The organism is Vibrio sp. ABG19, assembly GCF_029962385.1.
GTDB classification, from domain to species: domain Bacteria; phylum Pseudomonadota; class Gammaproteobacteria; order Enterobacterales; family Vibrionaceae; genus Vibrio; species Vibrio ostreae.
In genome coordinates, this window is the sequence record NZ_CP071708.1 from 2,168,862 (window position 1) to 2,185,068 (window position 16,207).

Consider the following 16,207-nt stretch of genomic DNA (forward strand, 5'->3'; position numbering starts at 1 on the left):
CCTTATCTTTATCGAGATCTGATCAATTCATGTGGCAAGGCCAGTCAGTTAAGCAGAAAGTGTGAGGCAGAACTTTCTTTGCTGACTTCAATTAGGTCGCAAATTATCTTTTTGATTTCCAGAGACGCAGGCTCTGGTTGAAAATAAGTGATAAACCGTTTGTCAGTTCAATGACTTCCGAACGCGACCCGGCTCGGGTTATCATGGCGTCAACGGCTGTATCTGTCACTATTTTAGAGTAACTCAACGCCAGATAGTACTGTTACGAGTTTGTTTTTTTGTATGATAAAATAAGTTTTATGATCTCGCTAGCAAATTCCTTGATTTTTCCAATTTACTCTTGATTAAGATCACATTTAAATCGGTTTTAATTTGTGAGCCGAAATATTTCGCATACACTGACATGGACTAAATTGAGTGACTAAAATAAGTCAGCCAATGTATACCAAATTCCTATAGGGAGAACGTAAGGTGAATATTCTTGGATATTTTCAAAAAGTAGGGAAGGCCCTGATGGTGCCGGTGGCGACGCTGCCAGCGGCGGCCATTTTAATGGGTATAGGCTACTGGATTGACCCGAATGGCTGGGGAGCGAACTCGGCTCTGGCAGCGTTTCTGATCAAAGCTGGTGCCGCCATTATAGACAATATGTCAGTGTTGTTTGCAGTTGGTGTGGCGTTTGGTATGTCCAAGGATAAAGATGGTGCAGCGGCACTGTCCGGCTTCGTTGGCTTTCTGGTGGTCACAACCCTGCTCTCACCAGGCGCAGTCGCGCAAATCCAGGGTATTGATCCTTCTGCCGTTCCTGCCGCATTTAACAAGATTAATAACCAGTTTGTCGGCATTCTGGTCGGTATTGTTTCCGCTGAGATTTACAACCGCTACTCAACCGTCGAGTTACATAAAGCTTTAGCCTTTTTCTCCGGTAAGCGTCTGGTGCCAATCCTGACCTCATTTGTCGGTATCCTGATTGCGTTTGTGCTGATGTACGTCTGGCCGGCGATTTACGGTGGCCTGGTAAACTTTGGTGAGTCTATTCAAGGTCTTGGCGCAACAGGTGCAGGTATTTATGCCTTTTTTAACCGCCTGCTGATTCCGATTGGTCTGCACCACGCGCTGAACTCGGTATTCTGGTTCGATGTCGCCGGTATTAATGATATTCCTAATTTCCTTGGTGGCGCGAAGTCGATTGCGGAAGGTACCGCGGTTCCTGGTATTACCGGTATGTATCAAGCGGGCTTCTTCCCAATCATGATGTTTGGCCTGCCGGGTGCGGCACTGGCGATTTACCACACCTCAAATGCCAAGCATAAAGAGAAAGTGGCCTCTATCATGATCGCCGCCGGTTTTGCTTCTTTCTTTACCGGTGTGACTGAACCGCTGGAATTCTCCTTCATGTTCCTGGCTCCGCTGCTGTATGTTCTGCACGCGCTGCTGACCGGTATTTCTGTCTTTATCGCAGCATCGATGCACTGGATGGCCGGCTTTGGATTTTCGGCAGGTCTGGTGGATATGGTGCTCTCTTCGCGTAACCCACTGGCGATCAACTGGTACATGCTTATTGTGCAGGGCCTGGTCTTCTTCGCTATCTACTACGTGGTATTTCGTACCGTCATCGTTAAATTTGGCCTTAAAACACCGGGTCGTGAAGATGAAGAGCAAGCGGCGACCATGAGCGCGGCATCGGGCGATTCCGCTGAACTGGCCAAGCAATATCTGGCGGTACTGGGCGGCCATGATAACCTGGCCAATATTGATGCCTGTATCACTCGTCTGCGACTGACTGTGAATGATATGTCGGTGATTGACGAGAAGCAGCTCAAAGAGCTGGGCGCGATGGGCGTGGTAAAACTGGGGGCTAACAACCTGCAGGTTATCTTGGGGCCAATGGCGGAAATCATTGCCGGTCAGATGAAAGATATTCGTTCCCAAGATTAACCACTGTCCCGGCATCGCTGGTGTTCAGGTTGTAGTCTGAGTTTGGTTAAATCCAAGCCTCCGCATCATGCGGGGGCTTTTTGTTTGTGCATTTAACCACCCGCGAGCAGAAATAATCGTAAGAAAACCGCAGTTTTTATTGTGAATTCATTCAGAATTGTGGATCATTAGTGGCAATATTTCTGCTCTGCCGGGCTTTACGCCTTCTTCGCAGAAACCGTTTTCTGACAATACTAAATAAACTTTGAGGTGCTATAGATGAGTGAAGCTGAGGCTCGTCCATCGAACTTCATTCGCCAAATCATAGATAAAGATTTAGCGGATGGTAAACACACTAGCGTGCATACTCGTTTCCCGCCGGAGCCGAACGGCTATCTGCATATCGGACACGCGAAGTCGATCTGTTTGAACTTTGGTATTGCTCAGGACTATCAGGGTCAGTGTAATTTACGTTTTGACGACACAAACCCTGAAAAAGAAGATCTCGAATACGTTGAGTCAATTAAGAAAGATGTACAGTGGCTGGGCTTTGAGTGGTCCGGTGATGTTTGTTATTCATCTGACTATTTTGACAAGCTGTATCAATATGCGGTGGAACTTATCCAAAAAGGCTTGGCGTATGTTGAAGAGCTGAGTCCGGAGCAGATTCGTGAATACCGTGGTACTTTGACCGCGCCGGGTAAGCACAGCCCATACCGCGATCGCAGCGTAGAAGAAAACCTGGCACTGTTCGAAAAGATGCGTGCCGGTGAATTTGCCGAAGGCACTGCCTGTCTGCGCGCCAAGATCGATATGGCATCGTCATTCATCGTACTGCGCGATCCTGTGTTGTATCGCGTGCGTTTTGCAGACCACCACCAAACGGGTGACAAGTGGTGCATCTACCCGATGTATGACTTTACCCACTGTATTTCCGATGCACTGGAAGGGATTACTCACTCGCTGTGTACGCTGGAATTCCAGGACAACCGCCGCCTGTATGACTGGGTTCTGGATAACATCAGCATCGAATGTCACCCACGTCAGTACGAGTTCAGCCGCCTGAACCTGGAATATACCGTGATGTCGAAGCGTAAGCTGAATCAGCTGGTGACCGAAAAACTGGTTAACGGTTGGGATGATCCGCGTATGCCGACCATTTCAGGTCTGCGCCGCCGTGGTTTTACCTCAGGCTCAATTCGCGAATTCTGTAAACGTATCGGTGTGACCAAACAAGACAACATGATTGAGTTTGGCGTGCTGGAATCTTGTATTCGTGATGACCTGAACGAAAACGCACCACGTGCGATGGCGGTTCTGGATCCGGTCAAAGTTGTGATTGAAAACTTTGACGCGGACAGCACTGAAATGCTGAGCATTGCTAACCATCCGAATAAGCCGGAAATGGGCGAGCGTCATGTGCCATTCAGCCGTGAAATCTGGATCGAACGTGAAGATTTCCGTGAGGAAGGCAACAAGAAGTACAAGCGTCTTGTGCTGGGTAAAGAAGTTCGTCTGCGTGGCGCCTACGTGATTAAAGCTGAGCGTGTTGAAAAAGACGAGCAGGGTAACATCACCACCATTTACTGTACTTACGATGCCGATACACTGGGTAAAAACCCGGAAGATGGCCGTAAGGTGAAAGGTGTGATTCACTGGGTATCGGCTCAGCAAGGTGTTGCTGCCGAGTTCCGCCTGTACGATCGTCTGTTCACCGTACCAAACCCGGGTGCCGCGGATGACTTCGCTGCCACCATTAACCCGGAATCTCTGGTCAAACTGCACGGTTTTGTTGAGCCAAGCCTGGCGAATGCAGAAGCTGAGTTCGGCTACCAGTTTGAGCGTATGGGGTATTTCTGTGCCGACGCGAAAGACTCACAGCCAGAGGCGCTGGTTTTCAACCGCACCGTTGGTCTGCGCGATACCTGGGCGAAAATTGAAAACGCCTGATATCTGAGCGAATGGTAACCTGATCCGAAAGCCAGCTGCATGCTGGCTTTCTTTTTATCAATAACGCGTAATCCTGGCCCAAAGTCTTAGCAAAACCGCAGGTTTTGTGTGAGATTGCTGCGATTATTGTGGCTTAGGTACATTTTTTACTTTATCCCCTATAGTTTTGCCCCTCCGATCCGATATATTTAACAGATCACAGAATTCATTAGTTAAAGCACTCAGCTGAGCCTTTTATGCATCAATTTTTCAAGCGATTGCTATGGCCTCTCGCCGTAGCCGTTGTGACTCAGACTTCCATCGTATATGCAGAGGGCATCCGCCTGATCGGACCTGGCGGTGAAGTGCAATCCGAGCCTCAATTCAGCGAACAGGTCGTTCCTGCTCGCACCTCAGAGGCTGCGCCTCCTTCTGTACGTAGCCAACAGACGGCTCCTGTCTCGGCCAGAGCGGCCAATATCATGCCGTCCAATGAGCCGTCGACTTTTTTTGGCCCGACGTCAGAGCAGGACACGTTATGGTCAATCGCCAGCCGGTTACGACCGTCGCCCAGTGTTTCTGTTCAGCAGACCTTGCTGGCCATCTATCGCCTTAACCCTCAGGCGTTTGAAAATCAGAACATCCATAGCCTGATGCCTGGCAGTACGCTGCGTGTGCCATCGCTGGCGCAGGTCCGCAGCGCGACCACTCAGGAAGCGGTCAATGTCATGAACGCGCATCAGGCGCGCCTCAACCAGACCACAGCCCGACCGGTAGCCCCGGTGCAAATCGCCGCCCCGCAGCCTCAACCGCCCCCTGCAGCCCAACCGGCCACACCAGCGACGACAGCTACCCCAGCGGCCCCCGACGCCACGCCTGCGCCAGTCACCCGCAGCGACGTGGATAAAGTTGAGCAGCAGATTGCTTCATCCGATTCAGAGATGCTGGCGCTGGAAGAGAAGAACCATCGTTTGCGTTTGATGTTGGCTGAGATGCAGTCAGAAGTGGATACGCTGAAAAACGAACTGGGTGATGAGAACCGCATCCGCTCAGAAGTGGAAAAATTGCTGGATGAACAACGCAGCAAGCAGCAGGCAGAGCAGAAGCTGGCACCATCAACCTGGGATCAAATTCTGTCCAATGGTTGGTTGGTCGGCTTGATGGCACTCATCCCGGGTTTAGCGATCGCCTTCCTGGTGCTGATGCTGCTCAATCGCCGCTCGCAAACCGATAATCAGGAACAGAAACCTGCCGAACAAACTCCGCCACCTCAGGCTGAGGCCGCTGCGGTTGTGGCCGGAGATGAAACCCTGCAGAGTCTGGAAGATGATCTGCTGCTAGATGATGACTTATTTGGCGAAGCGGATGACAGCGAACTGACGTTCAGCGATGAAACCGCAGAAGCTGACGATACACAGGATGATATTTTTGCTGATCTGGATGAAAACGATCTCGATTTCAATCTGGAAGATGAAGACGGTGAAGATCCGTTTGCCGGTATCGACGATGACGGAGATCTGGATACCGACTTTGGCGGTAACAGTGGCATCAGTGTCAACGGTGATGAAAAAGCGCTGGGTCTGGAAGAGATGGAGCGTACGTTGGATCAGGCGGTGCAAGAGCCGCAAGATGACGACGAAGCGGTGTTCGACCTGTCGGATGATGATTCTGCGGTGCAGGACGACCTCGACACGTTGCTCGGAGAAAATGATACGGGCGAAGAGCTCGAATCCGGTATGCTGGAACAGTCGATGCTGGATGACTTGTTTAACAGCAGCACGGATGAAGATGACGACCTGGCTGCGCTCGATTTTGACAGCCTGCTGGACGAGAACAGTCTCGATGATGCCAAAGTTACCTCGGATGAGGAGCTAGAAAGCCTGTTCAGTAACATTGAAGCCCAGGCTGATCTGGATCAGCTTGAAGCGCAGAGCGATGAAGCGGCACTGCTGGATGAAATGCTGGATGAGGATCTCGAACTCGACATCGATAGTAACAGCACCGAGTTGCTTGATGAGTTGCTGGCAGAATCAGACGAGATTTCTGCCCAGAATGAAAGTGACCAAATGCTGGATGAACTGTTAGAGCAGAGTGCGTCTGAGACGGCAGATGATGCATTCGATATTGACAGTGACAGCCTGTTGGATGAATGGCTGGAGAAAGAGCAGGAGAGCAGTGAAACCAGCGAAGACGAGCCGGAAGCGCTGGCGGAACTGGATGACGGCACTGAATTCTTTGATGAGCTACTGGAAATCGAGCAACAGGCGCAGCAGCCTGAGTCAGAGTACAACAGTACCCATTTCAAAAATGATTTGTTGGATGCGGTACCAGACAATGATCCTTTGCTGGAAGAGTTCGATTTTGGTGATGAGAGTGAGTTTTCTCTCGATAGCGACAGCGATGACGAATTTGAGTTTAGCCCGCAAATTGAAGGCAGCGAAAGCGAAGCGGAACCCGCAGCACCAGCGGATGAGCCGGTCGCACCACAAAACGTCAGCAATCAGCCTGAACCGGTCGCGAATGAATTTGGCGTTCCTCAGGATGATGATTGGTTACTGGACGATCCACTTGGTGCTGATTCGTCGGGCGTAGAGGAAATTGAACCGCTGTCATCGGCTGATTTTATGGCCGGGTTGGAGCAACAGCAGCAGCCTGAACCAGAAGCGGCCGCAGAGGCGGAAGCCACGCCGCAAGAGCCGGAGCTGACTGCTGAAGCGAGTGCAGAGTCTGACCCACAAACCCAAGAGCCTGACTCACAAACCCAAGAGCTTGATCCACAATCTGAAGAGCATGAGCCACAAGCGGAAGACCTGGCTGCGCAATTTGCCGATACTCAGGCTGAGTCAGAGGAAGAAGGGTTTGCCTTCGATGACTTAGATCTGCCGGAGTACAGCGAAGCGGATGCCCTGGCTGACAGCGTTGCAGAGCCGGAAGCTGAGGCACAGCCTGAAAGCTCAGCACAAGCAGAGCAGCCAGAAAGTGCCGAAGCAGATGAAGCGTTTGCTTTCGATGACTTAGAGCTGCCGGAGTACAGCGAAGCGGATGCTCTGGCTGACAGCGTTGCAGAGCCGGAAGCCGAGGTACAGCCTGAAAGCTCAGCGCAAGCAGAGCAGCCAGAAAGTGCCGAAGCAGATGAAGCGTTTGCTTTCGATGACTTAGAGCTGCCGGAGTACAGCGAAGCCGATGCTCTGGCTGACAGTGAATATGAAGCAGAATCAGAGTTCATTTTTGACGGTGATGAAGATGAAGCACTGTCTGATGAGTTGATTGCCGGGCTGGATCAGCCGGTAGAAGCACAATCTGAACCAGAAGCGGTCGCAGAGGCGGAAGCCACGCCGCAAGAGCCAGAGCTGACTGCTGAAGCGAGTGCAGAGTCTGTCCCACAAACGCAAGAGCTTGATCCACAATCTGAAGAGCATGAGCCACAAGCGGAAGACCTGGCTGCGCAATTTACCGATACTCAGGCTGAGTCAGAGGAAGAAGGGGTTGCCTTCGATGACTTAGATCTGCCGGAGTACAGCGAAGCAGACGCTCTGGCTGACAGCGTTGCAGAGCCGGAAGCTGAGGCGCAGCCTGAAAGCTCAGCACAAGCAGAGCAGCCAGAAAGTGCCGAAGTAGATGAAGCGTTTGCTTTCGATGAGTTAGAGCTGCCGGAGTACAGCGAAGCGGATGCTCTGGCTGACAGCGTTGCAGAGCCGGAAGCCGAGGCGCAGCCTGAAAGCTCAGCACAAGCAGAGCCGCCAGAAAGTGCCGAAGCAGATGAAGCGTTTGCTTTCGATGAGTTAGAGCTGCCGGAATACAGCGAAGCGGATGCTCTGGCTGACAGCATCGCGAAGCCGGAAGCCGAGGCACAGCCTGAAAGCTCAGCACAAGCAGAGCCGCCAGAAAGTGCCGAAGCAGATGAAGCGTTTGCTTTCGATGACTTAGAGCTGCCGGAGTACAGCGAAGCCGATGCTCTGGCTGACAGTGAATATGAAGCAGAATCAGAGTTCATTTTTGACGGTGATGAAGATGAAGCACTGTCTGATGAGTTGTTTGCCGAGCTGGAGCAGTCTTTCGCCGAAGATGCCATGGGTGGTGAATCTGAGCCTGAACCGCATGGCGAAAGCGAGAATACGCCATCACCTCAACCAGACAAGATGGCGGCGCGAGAGGAATTTGACGAGGACGCGCTCAATGCGTTGCTTGATGAACAGCCTCACAGTGACGGCTTCGCGTTTGATGGTCCGATTGATGCCCAAACGATTGACAGTGCGGGTATGGACATTGAAGCCATGCTGGATATGGGCGGCGAAGACTGGAACGGCTTTAGCCTGACGGCGGACCAGCAGGCTGACATCGTCGATGATGTGCCGGAAGAAGATCTGGCGGCCTGGCATCCGGAAATTCAGAATCAGCAGCCGGAAGTGGAAACTGAAAACTGGGGCAAGCAAGAAGACATCATGGACTTCGACCCGCAGCAGAATCAGTTTATGACCATTGATGAGCTGATGGCTCAGGTTGAGCGGGAAGATATAGGCCTTTCTCCTGACGATGAAGAGCTCAAGCTGGATGTGGGGCTGAATGAGTTTCCGGATGTGATCGGTGACATTTCCGATATTGATGTCGACAGCAATGCTGAAGCCGCCGGTAAGCTGGATCTGGCCCAGATTTATATGGAAATGAATGATCACAAAGGGGCAGTGAAGCTATTGGAAGAAGCGATTGTTGATGGCAATGATGATATTCGCCGCCAAGCCAAGCATCTGATCGATGTGATTAATGGTCGGGCTTAATCTGTCGCCTTATAATGAGTGGTATTGCATCGGCAGTGTCATAATTGGGTAAGAAAAGAGGCAACCGGGTTGCCTCTTTTTTCTGTGCATTAGAATTTATCATGCAGAGGGTTTATACTGCCCGCCCCATTTCCCTTAGATGTTTAAGAGAAAAACGACATGAGAATCGCTCTGGGTATCGAGTATGACGGTACTCACTATTATGGCTGGCAACGCCAACGAGAAGTTAAAAGCGTGCAGGAAGAGCTGGAAAAAGCACTGACTGTGATCGCTAATCATCCGGTAGAAGTTCAGTGTGCAGGCCGCACTGATGCGGGTGTGCATGGTACTGGCCAGGTTGTCCATTTTGATACCACAGCGAGCCGTAAAATGGTGGCCTGGACCATGGGTGCCAACGCCAATTTACCTAAGGACATTGCGGTGCGCTGGGCAAAAGAGGTTCCGGACGAATTTCATGCCCGATTCAGTGCAACAGCACGCAGATATCGCTATGTGATCTACAATCACATGTATCGCCCGGGAATTTTGTCTTCTGGTGTGAGTCACTATCATGGTGAACTGGATGCTGAGCGTATGCATCGAGCCGGACAATTCCTGCTGGGTGAGAATGACTTCACGTCATTCAGAGCTGCACATTGTCAGTCACGCAGTCCTTGGCGTAACATAATGCACTTAAACGTCACTCGTCATGAGCGCTACGTTGTGATTGATATTAAAGCCAATGCGTTTGTCCACCATATGGTGCGTAACATTACCGGCAGCCTGATTGCGGTCGGTCGTGGTGAGCAGGCACCGGAGTGGATAGAGTGGTTGCTGGCGGCGAAAAATCGCAGCCTGGCAGGGGCGACGGCCAAAGCGGAAGGCTTGTATCTGGTCGATGTTGATTACCCGCCGGAGTTTGAGCTGCCTGAAGCGCCGATGGGACCGCTGTTCTTACCAGAAAGTTTGAACTAACCGGATTGGATTAGCTCAAATTAAACAATGTTGTGCGTGGGATAACTGTTCAGGAAATAGGTACAACCAGTTTTTTGTCCACAGTTGGCATTTTCTGTGCTTTAATCCACACGCGTTAATGTCGAATAAAAATCTGTCGCAATACGGCGGCAGATGAGAGAGTAAAAGGTCTTGCATGAGCTGGCTTGAGAAGATTTTAGAGAAAAGCAACATCGGTAGTTCACGTAAAGCGTCTATCCCTGAAGGGGTGTGGACCAAATGTACATCTTGTGAACAGGTGCTTTATTACGCCGAATTAGAGCGCAATCTTGAAGTTTGTCCAAAATGTAACCATCACATGCGCATGAAAGCGCGTCGTCGTCTTGAGTCATTTTTGGATGAAGCAAACCGCTACGAAATTGCGGAAGAACTAGAGCCGCAAGATAAGCTGAAGTTTAAAGACTCGAAGCGTTATAAAGAGCGTATTGCAGCTGCTCAGAAGAGCAGTGGTGAAAAAGATGCCCTGATTGTAATGAAAGGCGAGCTGATGACCATTCCTGTGGTTGCCTGTGCGTTTGAATTCTCTTTCATGGGTGGCTCAATGGGCTCAGTGGTTGGCGCGCGTTTTGTACGTGCGGTTGACGCTGCAATCGAAGCTAACTGTGGTCTGGTTTGTTTCTCCGCCAGTGGCGGTGCCCGTATGCAGGAAGCGCTGATGTCGCTGATGCAGATGGCAAAAACCAGTGCGGCACTGGAGCGTTTGACCGCAAAAGGTCTGCCGTTTATCTCTGTGCTGACTGATCCGACCATGGGCGGTGTGTCTGCGAGTCTGGCGATGCTGGGTGACATCAATATTGGTGAACCGAAAGCACTGATCGGTTTTGCTGGTCGTCGTGTTATCGAACAGACGGTACGTGAAGACCTTCCACAAGGCTTCCAGCGCAGTGAGTTCCTGCTGGATCACGGTGCGATTGACATGATTGTTGACCGTCGTGAAATGCGTCAGCGCGTGGCTGGACTGTTGGCAAAAATGACTCGTCAGGAATCACCGCTGGTTGTTTCTGTGAACGATGCGCCAAATGAAGAACCATATTCTGTACCAGAAGCGGACAAAAAAGGGTAAAGTAGTCGCTAACTAAACCAAGCAAAACAATGGTTATACGTTAGATGAATCAAAACCCAATTCCACAAGCCACATCGCCATTATCGGTGTGGCTTGATTATTTAACCCATATTCATTCCTCCGCTATTGACCTGGGTCTGGACCGTGTTCAGGCTGTCGCTCAAAAAGCCAATCTCACCAAACCTGCTCCGACCGTGATTACTGTTGCCGGTACCAACGGTAAAGGGTCAACCTGTGCATTGATGGAAGCGATTCTGCTCGATGCCGGATATTCAGTTGGTGTCTACAGTTCTCCCCACTTAATTCGTTACAACGAGCGTGTCCGAGTCAATGGTCAGGATCTGCCTGATGAAAAGCACACGGAAGCCTTTGCGTTTGTTGAACAGCAGCGCGGTACCATTACGCTCAGCTTGTTTGAGTTCGGTACGCTGGCCGCATTGCGTCTGTTTCAGACCGAGCAAGTGGACGTCGTCCTGTTAGAGGTCGGTTTGGGCGGGCGTCTCGATGCGACCAACGTGGTCGATCATGATGTGTCGGTGATCACCAGTCTGGCCGTTGACCATGTTGACTGGCTGGGCAGCGATATTAACGTGATTGGCTTCGAGAAGGCCGGGATTTACCGTTCAGGTAAGCCGGCAATCTGCGGTCAGCCGACACCTCCGCCGACTGTAGCAGCACATGCGGACGACATTGGCGCCGATTTCTATCAGGTCGGAATCCAGTTCAATTACCAAAAAACCAGTGACACGACGTGGAACTGGAGCTGTGGCTCGTTTGATCTGAGCGATCTGCCGTTACCGACTTTGCCGCTGCCAAACGCAGCGACAGCGCTGATGGCGCTGGGCAGCGCCGCGCTGGAGATCAGTGACGTGAATATCGTCAATGGCCTGAGCAATGCGACTCTGGCGGGGCGTATGCAGCAAATCAGCCACTCGCCAACCATCTTACTGGATGTCGCGCATAACCCGCATTCGGCAGAATATCTTGTATCGCAGTTACAGCAACGATTTCAGGATCAGAGCGTGCATATGGTGGTCGGTATGCTGCACGACAAAGATGTGAAGTCGACGTTGGCGATTCTGAAACCGGTCGTAAAGCAGTGGTATCCGGCGTCATTGAGCGGCCCTCGCGCTGCGACAGCGGATGAATTGTGTCTGACACTGGATGTGGATCAGGTGCGCTATGCGAACCCGGTAGAGGCTTTTGAAGCGGCGTTGACACAAGCGCAGGCGGACGATGTCATAGTCGTCGCCGGCTCCTTCCATACCGTCGGTGAAGTGCTGGAGCATTGGCAACAATCCAACCCGTCGTAATTCCAAGGGAGTAAAGATGGCAAGTAAATTCCAAAGCCGTTTGGTCGGTACCATTATTCTTGTAGCGGTCGGGGTTATCGTGTTACCCGATGTGCTTGATGGCAAAAAGCTGCATTACAAGGAAGAGATGACCGCCATCCCCATTAAGCCTGAACTGGACAGTGAAGTGGAAAAGTTCGAGGTGGTGGAACCGGTAGAAGAAGATGCGGCCTTGCCTGAAACGCCGGTAGTCGCGATTGCGACCGCTCCGGAGAGCAAAACAGACTCAGCCCCGGAGGCTGAGTCCGCGCAATCTTTGGTTACCGCGACCCGCAGTGTGGCGGAAAAAAATGAGTATCAGGACAGTGCCTGGTTGATTCAGTTGATGGCGCTCAAGAATGCAGATAACGCGAAAAACATGGTCGCGGATCTGCAAAAGCGAGGCTATCAGGCTCATACCAAACAAGAAAATGGTTTTACCCGCGTGATCATTGGCCCGGATGTTTCGAAAAGTAAGCTGGAAAAACAGCTGCTGGAATTAGAAGAAATTACCGGCGCAAAAGGTCAGTTGCTTAAATTTAAACCACTAAACCCATAAGAAAACGTTTGCGTCGCGTTTTTTTCTGTTAAAATGCGCGCCAACTTAGAATGTAAGAACTCATGAACTGGTTAGATATTGTCATTTTAAGTGTGATTGGCCTGTCTGCGCTGATCAGTCTGGTACGTGGCTTTGCCAAAGAAGCATTGTCGTTAGTAATCTGGTTCGGAGCTTTTTACATCGCTTCCGAGTACTACGCCAAATTGGCGGTATACTTTACTAACATTAAAGATGAAATGTTTCGCAATGGTACAGCAATCGCAGCGTTGTTTGTCGCAACGCTGATTGTCGGAGCTATTGTCAACTACGTGATTTCGCAGTTGGTACAGAAGACCGGGCTTTCAGGAACAGACAGAATTCTCGGCGTCGTATTCGGCGCTTTGCGTGGAGTTCTGATTGTTGCAGCAGCCTTATTTTTTATGGATGCGTTCACCGCATTCCCAAGCTCTGAGTGGTGGAAGGGCTCGCAGCTGGTGCCGGAATTTAGCCGCATTATTGCTCCGTTCTTTGAACACTTACAAGCAACATCAAGTTTTCTGTCCGGCGCGCGTTAAGCGCCGGCTATTGTCGCAAATCGAGGATTAGGACATGTGTGGTATTGTTGGAATCGTGGGTACAACGCCTGTAAACCAGTCAATTTATGACGCGTTAACGGTATTGCAGCATCGTGGCCAAGATGCCGCTGGTATTTGTACCATCGAAAGCAATCGTTTTCGTCTGCGTAAAGCGAACGGTTTAGTCAAGGATGTGTTTGAAGCTAAGCACATGCAGCGTCTTCAGGGTTCTGTGGGTATCGGCCATGTTCGTTACCCGACTGCTGGCAGCTCCAGCGCATCAGAAGCTCAACCTTTCTACGTAAACTCACCATTTGGTATCACCCTCGCACACAACGGCAACCTGACCAACGCCACGGCAGTTCGTCAGAAACTGTTCGAGAAAGACCGTCGTCATGTCAACACAACGTCGGATTCAGAAGTCCTGCTGAACGTTCTGGCGCACGAGATCGACACAGTAAAAGGTAACGTGACTGCGGACGATGTATTCCGTGCCATTGCTAACGTGCACCGTACTATTCGCGGCGCGTATGCGGTGACAGCGATGATCATCGGCCACGGCATGATTGCATTCCGTGACCCGAACGGCATCCGCCCTTTGTGTCTGGGGAAACGTGAAGTGAACGGCCGTACTGAATACATGGTGGCGTCTGAGTCTGTGGCTCTGGATGCGGTTGGTTTTGACTTTATGCGTGATGTCGCGCCGGGCGAAGCGATTTACGCGACGTTTGAAGGCGAACTGTTCACTAAACAGTGCGCGGATAACCCGGTTCTGAATCCATGTATTTTCGAATTCGTTTACTTTGCCCGTCCTGATTCATTCATCGACAAAATCTCGGTGTACAGCGCACGCGTTGAAATGGGTAAAAAACTGGGTGAGCGTATCAAGGCTGATTTCAGCGACCTGGATATCGACGTCGTGATCCCAATCCCTGAAACTTCATGTGATATCGCACTGGAGATTGCTCAGGCGCTGGATAAGCCATACCGTCAGGGTTTCGTGAAAAACCGTTACGTAGGCCGTACCTTCATTATGCCAGGTCAGCAACAGCGTAAGAAATCGGTTCGTCGTAAGCTGAACACCATCCGTTCTGAATTTAAAGACAAGAACGTACTGCTGGTGGATGACTCGATTGTTCGTGGCACGACTTCAGAGCAGATCATTGAAATGGCGCGTGATTCAGGTGCGAAGAAAGTGTACATGGTGTCTGCGGCGCCGGAAATTCGTTTCCCGAACGTTTACGGTATCGATATGCCAAGTGCAAACGAACTGATTGCACACGGCCGTGATAACGATGCGATCTGTAAGCAAATTGGTGCTGACGCACTGATCTTCCAGACACTGGATGATCTGGTTGATGCGGTACGCGTGGGTAACCAGGACATCGCTAAGTTTGAAACTTCAGTGTTTAACGGCGAATACGTGACGGGCGATATCGACCAGCAATACCTGGACTTCCTGGAGTCGATGCGCAGCGATGATGCCAAGACGGAGCGTGAGATTCAGCAAGAGCTGGCCAACCTTGAGTTGTACAACGAAGGCGCTTAAGCCCCTGTACCATCAGTATTAGCTACGGTTTATTGCTAAAGGCTTCCTTCGAGAAGCCTTTTTTATGGTTCATCGCGGATTAGCGGGAACTTAAAACAAAAACGGTAGTAAGTGATAAGGTTACATCGCCAAACACAACCTTACACAAACTACCGTTTTCATGCCGAATCATACTTTCCTATCATCGTTCTGGGAAGGCTTTCATGTCGTAAAGTCTGTACAAACGTCTTCTCTCATCACGATTACTCTCCAACCCAGCACAACTGCTCGATGTTCATGTGGGCAACATGTTCAAGCCATACATGATTATCAGTGGCGCACGATTAAGGAAGCGATGATTCTCGGCGTACCCGTCGAGCTATCCCTACAAACAAGGCGTATCAAGTGCCCTGACTGCGGTATCAAAACCGAATCTATTTCTTGGCTTGAACCTTTTGCTCGCCTGACTAACCGCTTAAGAAGTTACATTGAGCAGTTGTTGCCTCTTCTTCCTATCAAACATATTGCCCAGATGAGGGGGGTTCATTGGCATACGATTAAGGCGATAGATAAGCGTCGGCTGCAACATGTGGTGCCAGAGGTTAACTGGGCAGAGCTGAGACAACTGGTCATGGATGAGTTTGCTCTCTTCAAGGGACATCGTTATGCCACTGTTATCGCGGATGCTAAGACGCATCAAGTGCTTTGGATAGGCGTCGGACGCAGCCGAAAAGATATCCGTCCCTTCTTTGAATTACTCGGTGAGCATAGCCAGAACATAGAAGCGGTTGCAATGGATATGAATACGGCTTTCGACTTTGAAGTGCAGCAACATTGTCCTAACGCCCGCATTGTGTACGACTTATTCCACGTGGTCGCCAAATTTGGCCGGGAAGTGATGGATAGAGTCAGAGTTGACCAAGCTAATCAACTCAAACAGGACAAGAAAACGCGCCAATGGGTGAAACGTTCACGCTGGGTTCTCCTCAAAAACAGAGCTAATTTAGACGGTAAGCAGGAGAGCTATCTGAGTGAGATACTGAGCATGAACAAGGACTTAATGGTGACGTATTTACTTGGCTCTCAGCTTAAAGAGTTATGGAGGTGCCAGTCGGAAAGAGAAGCGGAAGACTTATGGGACGTATGGTGGGAGCAAGTTCAAGAAAGCGGGATCAAGCCGCTTATGGACTTCGCGAGAAAGCTCAAACCGTATCTTCATGGCATCGTTGCTTCTGCAAGCTACCCACTCAATACCTGTACGCTCGAAGGGATAAACAACAAGATAAAGTTAATCAAACGAATGGGCTACGGTTACCGAGATATCGATTACTTTTTTTTAAAGATAAAAGCGGCTTTCCCCGGAAAGCCGCGATGAACCTTTTTTATGCCTGCCGTTCAGCCAGCCAGGTTGTCTGGTCGTATCGGTTCATACATACAGGATCATGAGCCCATGAATTTACGGGTAAAGTGCGCTGACATCTTATCTGTGGTGTCATGGAATACAGCGATCCAGGCCAGGATTGCCCCGTAATGAATGCGTTGCTGTGGCGACTATTGC

At 50.6% G+C, this 16,207-nt stretch carries 10 protein-coding genes; all 10 read left to right on the forward strand.

Annotated elements, in window-relative coordinates:
• Positions 1-471 precede the first annotated feature (471 nt).
• The 10 genes from nagE to J0X00_RS16305 all read left to right on the forward strand — a co-directional run bounded on the left by nagE (position 472) and on the right by J0X00_RS16305 (position 16,024).
• Positions 472-1,938 carry an N-acetylglucosamine-specific PTS transporter subunit IIBC gene (gene nagE / locus J0X00_RS16260; protein ID WP_136487826.1) on the forward strand — a complete coding sequence of 489 codons (1,467 nt, stop codon included), beginning with the start codon at positions 472-474 and terminating at the stop codon, positions 1,936-1,938.
• 258 nt (positions 1,939-2,196) lie between these two features.
• On the forward strand, positions 2,197-3,867 hold the full coding sequence (gene glnS / locus J0X00_RS16265) for a glutamine--tRNA ligase (protein ID WP_218562169.1): 1,671 nt from the start codon (positions 2,197-2,199) through the stop codon (positions 3,865-3,867).
• Between the two features lie 284 nt (positions 3,868-4,151).
• Positions 4,152-8,621 (forward strand): FimV/HubP family polar landmark protein, encoded by a 4,470-nt coding sequence (locus tag J0X00_RS16270; RefSeq protein WP_348984821.1) that lies wholly within the window; start codon positions 4,152-4,154, stop codon positions 8,619-8,621.
• A 159-nt stretch (positions 8,622-8,780) separates the two neighbouring features.
• The gene (truA, locus tag J0X00_RS16275; protein ID WP_136487952.1) at positions 8,781-9,575 is read left to right on the forward strand and encodes a tRNA pseudouridine(38-40) synthase TruA; all 795 of its coding nucleotides are present in this window, start codon (positions 8,781-8,783) and stop codon (positions 9,573-9,575) included.
• Between the two features lie 175 nt (positions 9,576-9,750).
• Complete coding sequence (gene accD, locus J0X00_RS16280) at positions 9,751-10,677, forward strand: acetyl-CoA carboxylase, carboxyltransferase subunit beta (RefSeq protein ID WP_136487951.1); 927 nt, start codon at positions 9,751-9,753, stop codon at positions 10,675-10,677.
• 44 nt (positions 10,678-10,721) lie between these two features.
• Complete coding sequence (folC, locus tag J0X00_RS16285; protein ID WP_218562167.1) at positions 10,722-11,990, forward strand: bifunctional tetrahydrofolate synthase/dihydrofolate synthase; 1,269 nt, start codon at positions 10,722-10,724, stop codon at positions 11,988-11,990.
• A gap of 16 nt (positions 11,991-12,006) precedes the next feature.
• Positions 12,007-12,567, forward strand: a complete 561-nt coding sequence (locus J0X00_RS16290; RefSeq protein WP_136487949.1) for an SPOR domain-containing protein — start codon at positions 12,007-12,009, stop codon at positions 12,565-12,567.
• 62 nt (positions 12,568-12,629) lie between these two features.
• Positions 12,630-13,121, forward strand: a complete 492-nt coding sequence (locus tag J0X00_RS16295) for a CvpA family protein (RefSeq protein ID WP_136487948.1) — start codon at positions 12,630-12,632, stop codon at positions 13,119-13,121.
• A 34-nt stretch (positions 13,122-13,155) separates the two neighbouring features.
• Positions 13,156-14,670, forward strand: a complete 1,515-nt coding sequence (purF, locus tag J0X00_RS16300) for an amidophosphoribosyltransferase (RefSeq protein WP_136487947.1) — start codon at positions 13,156-13,158, stop codon at positions 14,668-14,670.
• A 160-nt stretch (positions 14,671-14,830) separates the two neighbouring features.
• Entirely contained in the window at positions 14,831-16,024 is a 1,194-nt protein-coding gene (locus J0X00_RS16305) for an ISL3 family transposase (protein ID WP_282477212.1), read from the forward strand.
• Positions 16,025-16,207 lie beyond the last annotated feature (183 nt).

What these genes read in the sequence shown, in the direction of transcription:
- glnS (WP_218562169.1), top strand. Translation starts at nt 2,197, where the DNA reads ATGAGTGAAGCTGAGGCTCGTCCATCGAACTTCATTCGCCAAATCATA.
- purF (WP_136487947.1), top strand. Translation starts at nt 13,156, where the DNA reads ATGTGTGGTATTGTTGGAATCGTGGGTACAACGCCTGTAAACCAGTCA.
- folC (WP_218562167.1), top strand. Translation starts at nt 10,722, where the DNA reads ATGAATCAAAACCCAATTCCACAAGCCACATCGCCATTATCGGTGTGG.
- J0X00_RS16295 (WP_136487948.1), top strand. Translation starts at nt 12,630, where the DNA reads ATGAACTGGTTAGATATTGTCATTTTAAGTGTGATTGGCCTGTCTGCG.
- J0X00_RS16290 (WP_136487949.1), top strand. Translation starts at nt 12,007, where the DNA reads ATGGCAAGTAAATTCCAAAGCCGTTTGGTCGGTACCATTATTCTTGTA.
- truA (WP_136487952.1), top strand. Translation starts at nt 8,781, where the DNA reads ATGAGAATCGCTCTGGGTATCGAGTATGACGGTACTCACTATTATGGC.
- accD (WP_136487951.1), top strand. Translation starts at nt 9,751, where the DNA reads ATGAGCTGGCTTGAGAAGATTTTAGAGAAAAGCAACATCGGTAGTTCA.
- J0X00_RS16305 (WP_282477212.1), top strand. Translation starts at nt 14,831, where the DNA reads ATGCCGAATCATACTTTCCTATCATCGTTCTGGGAAGGCTTTCATGTC.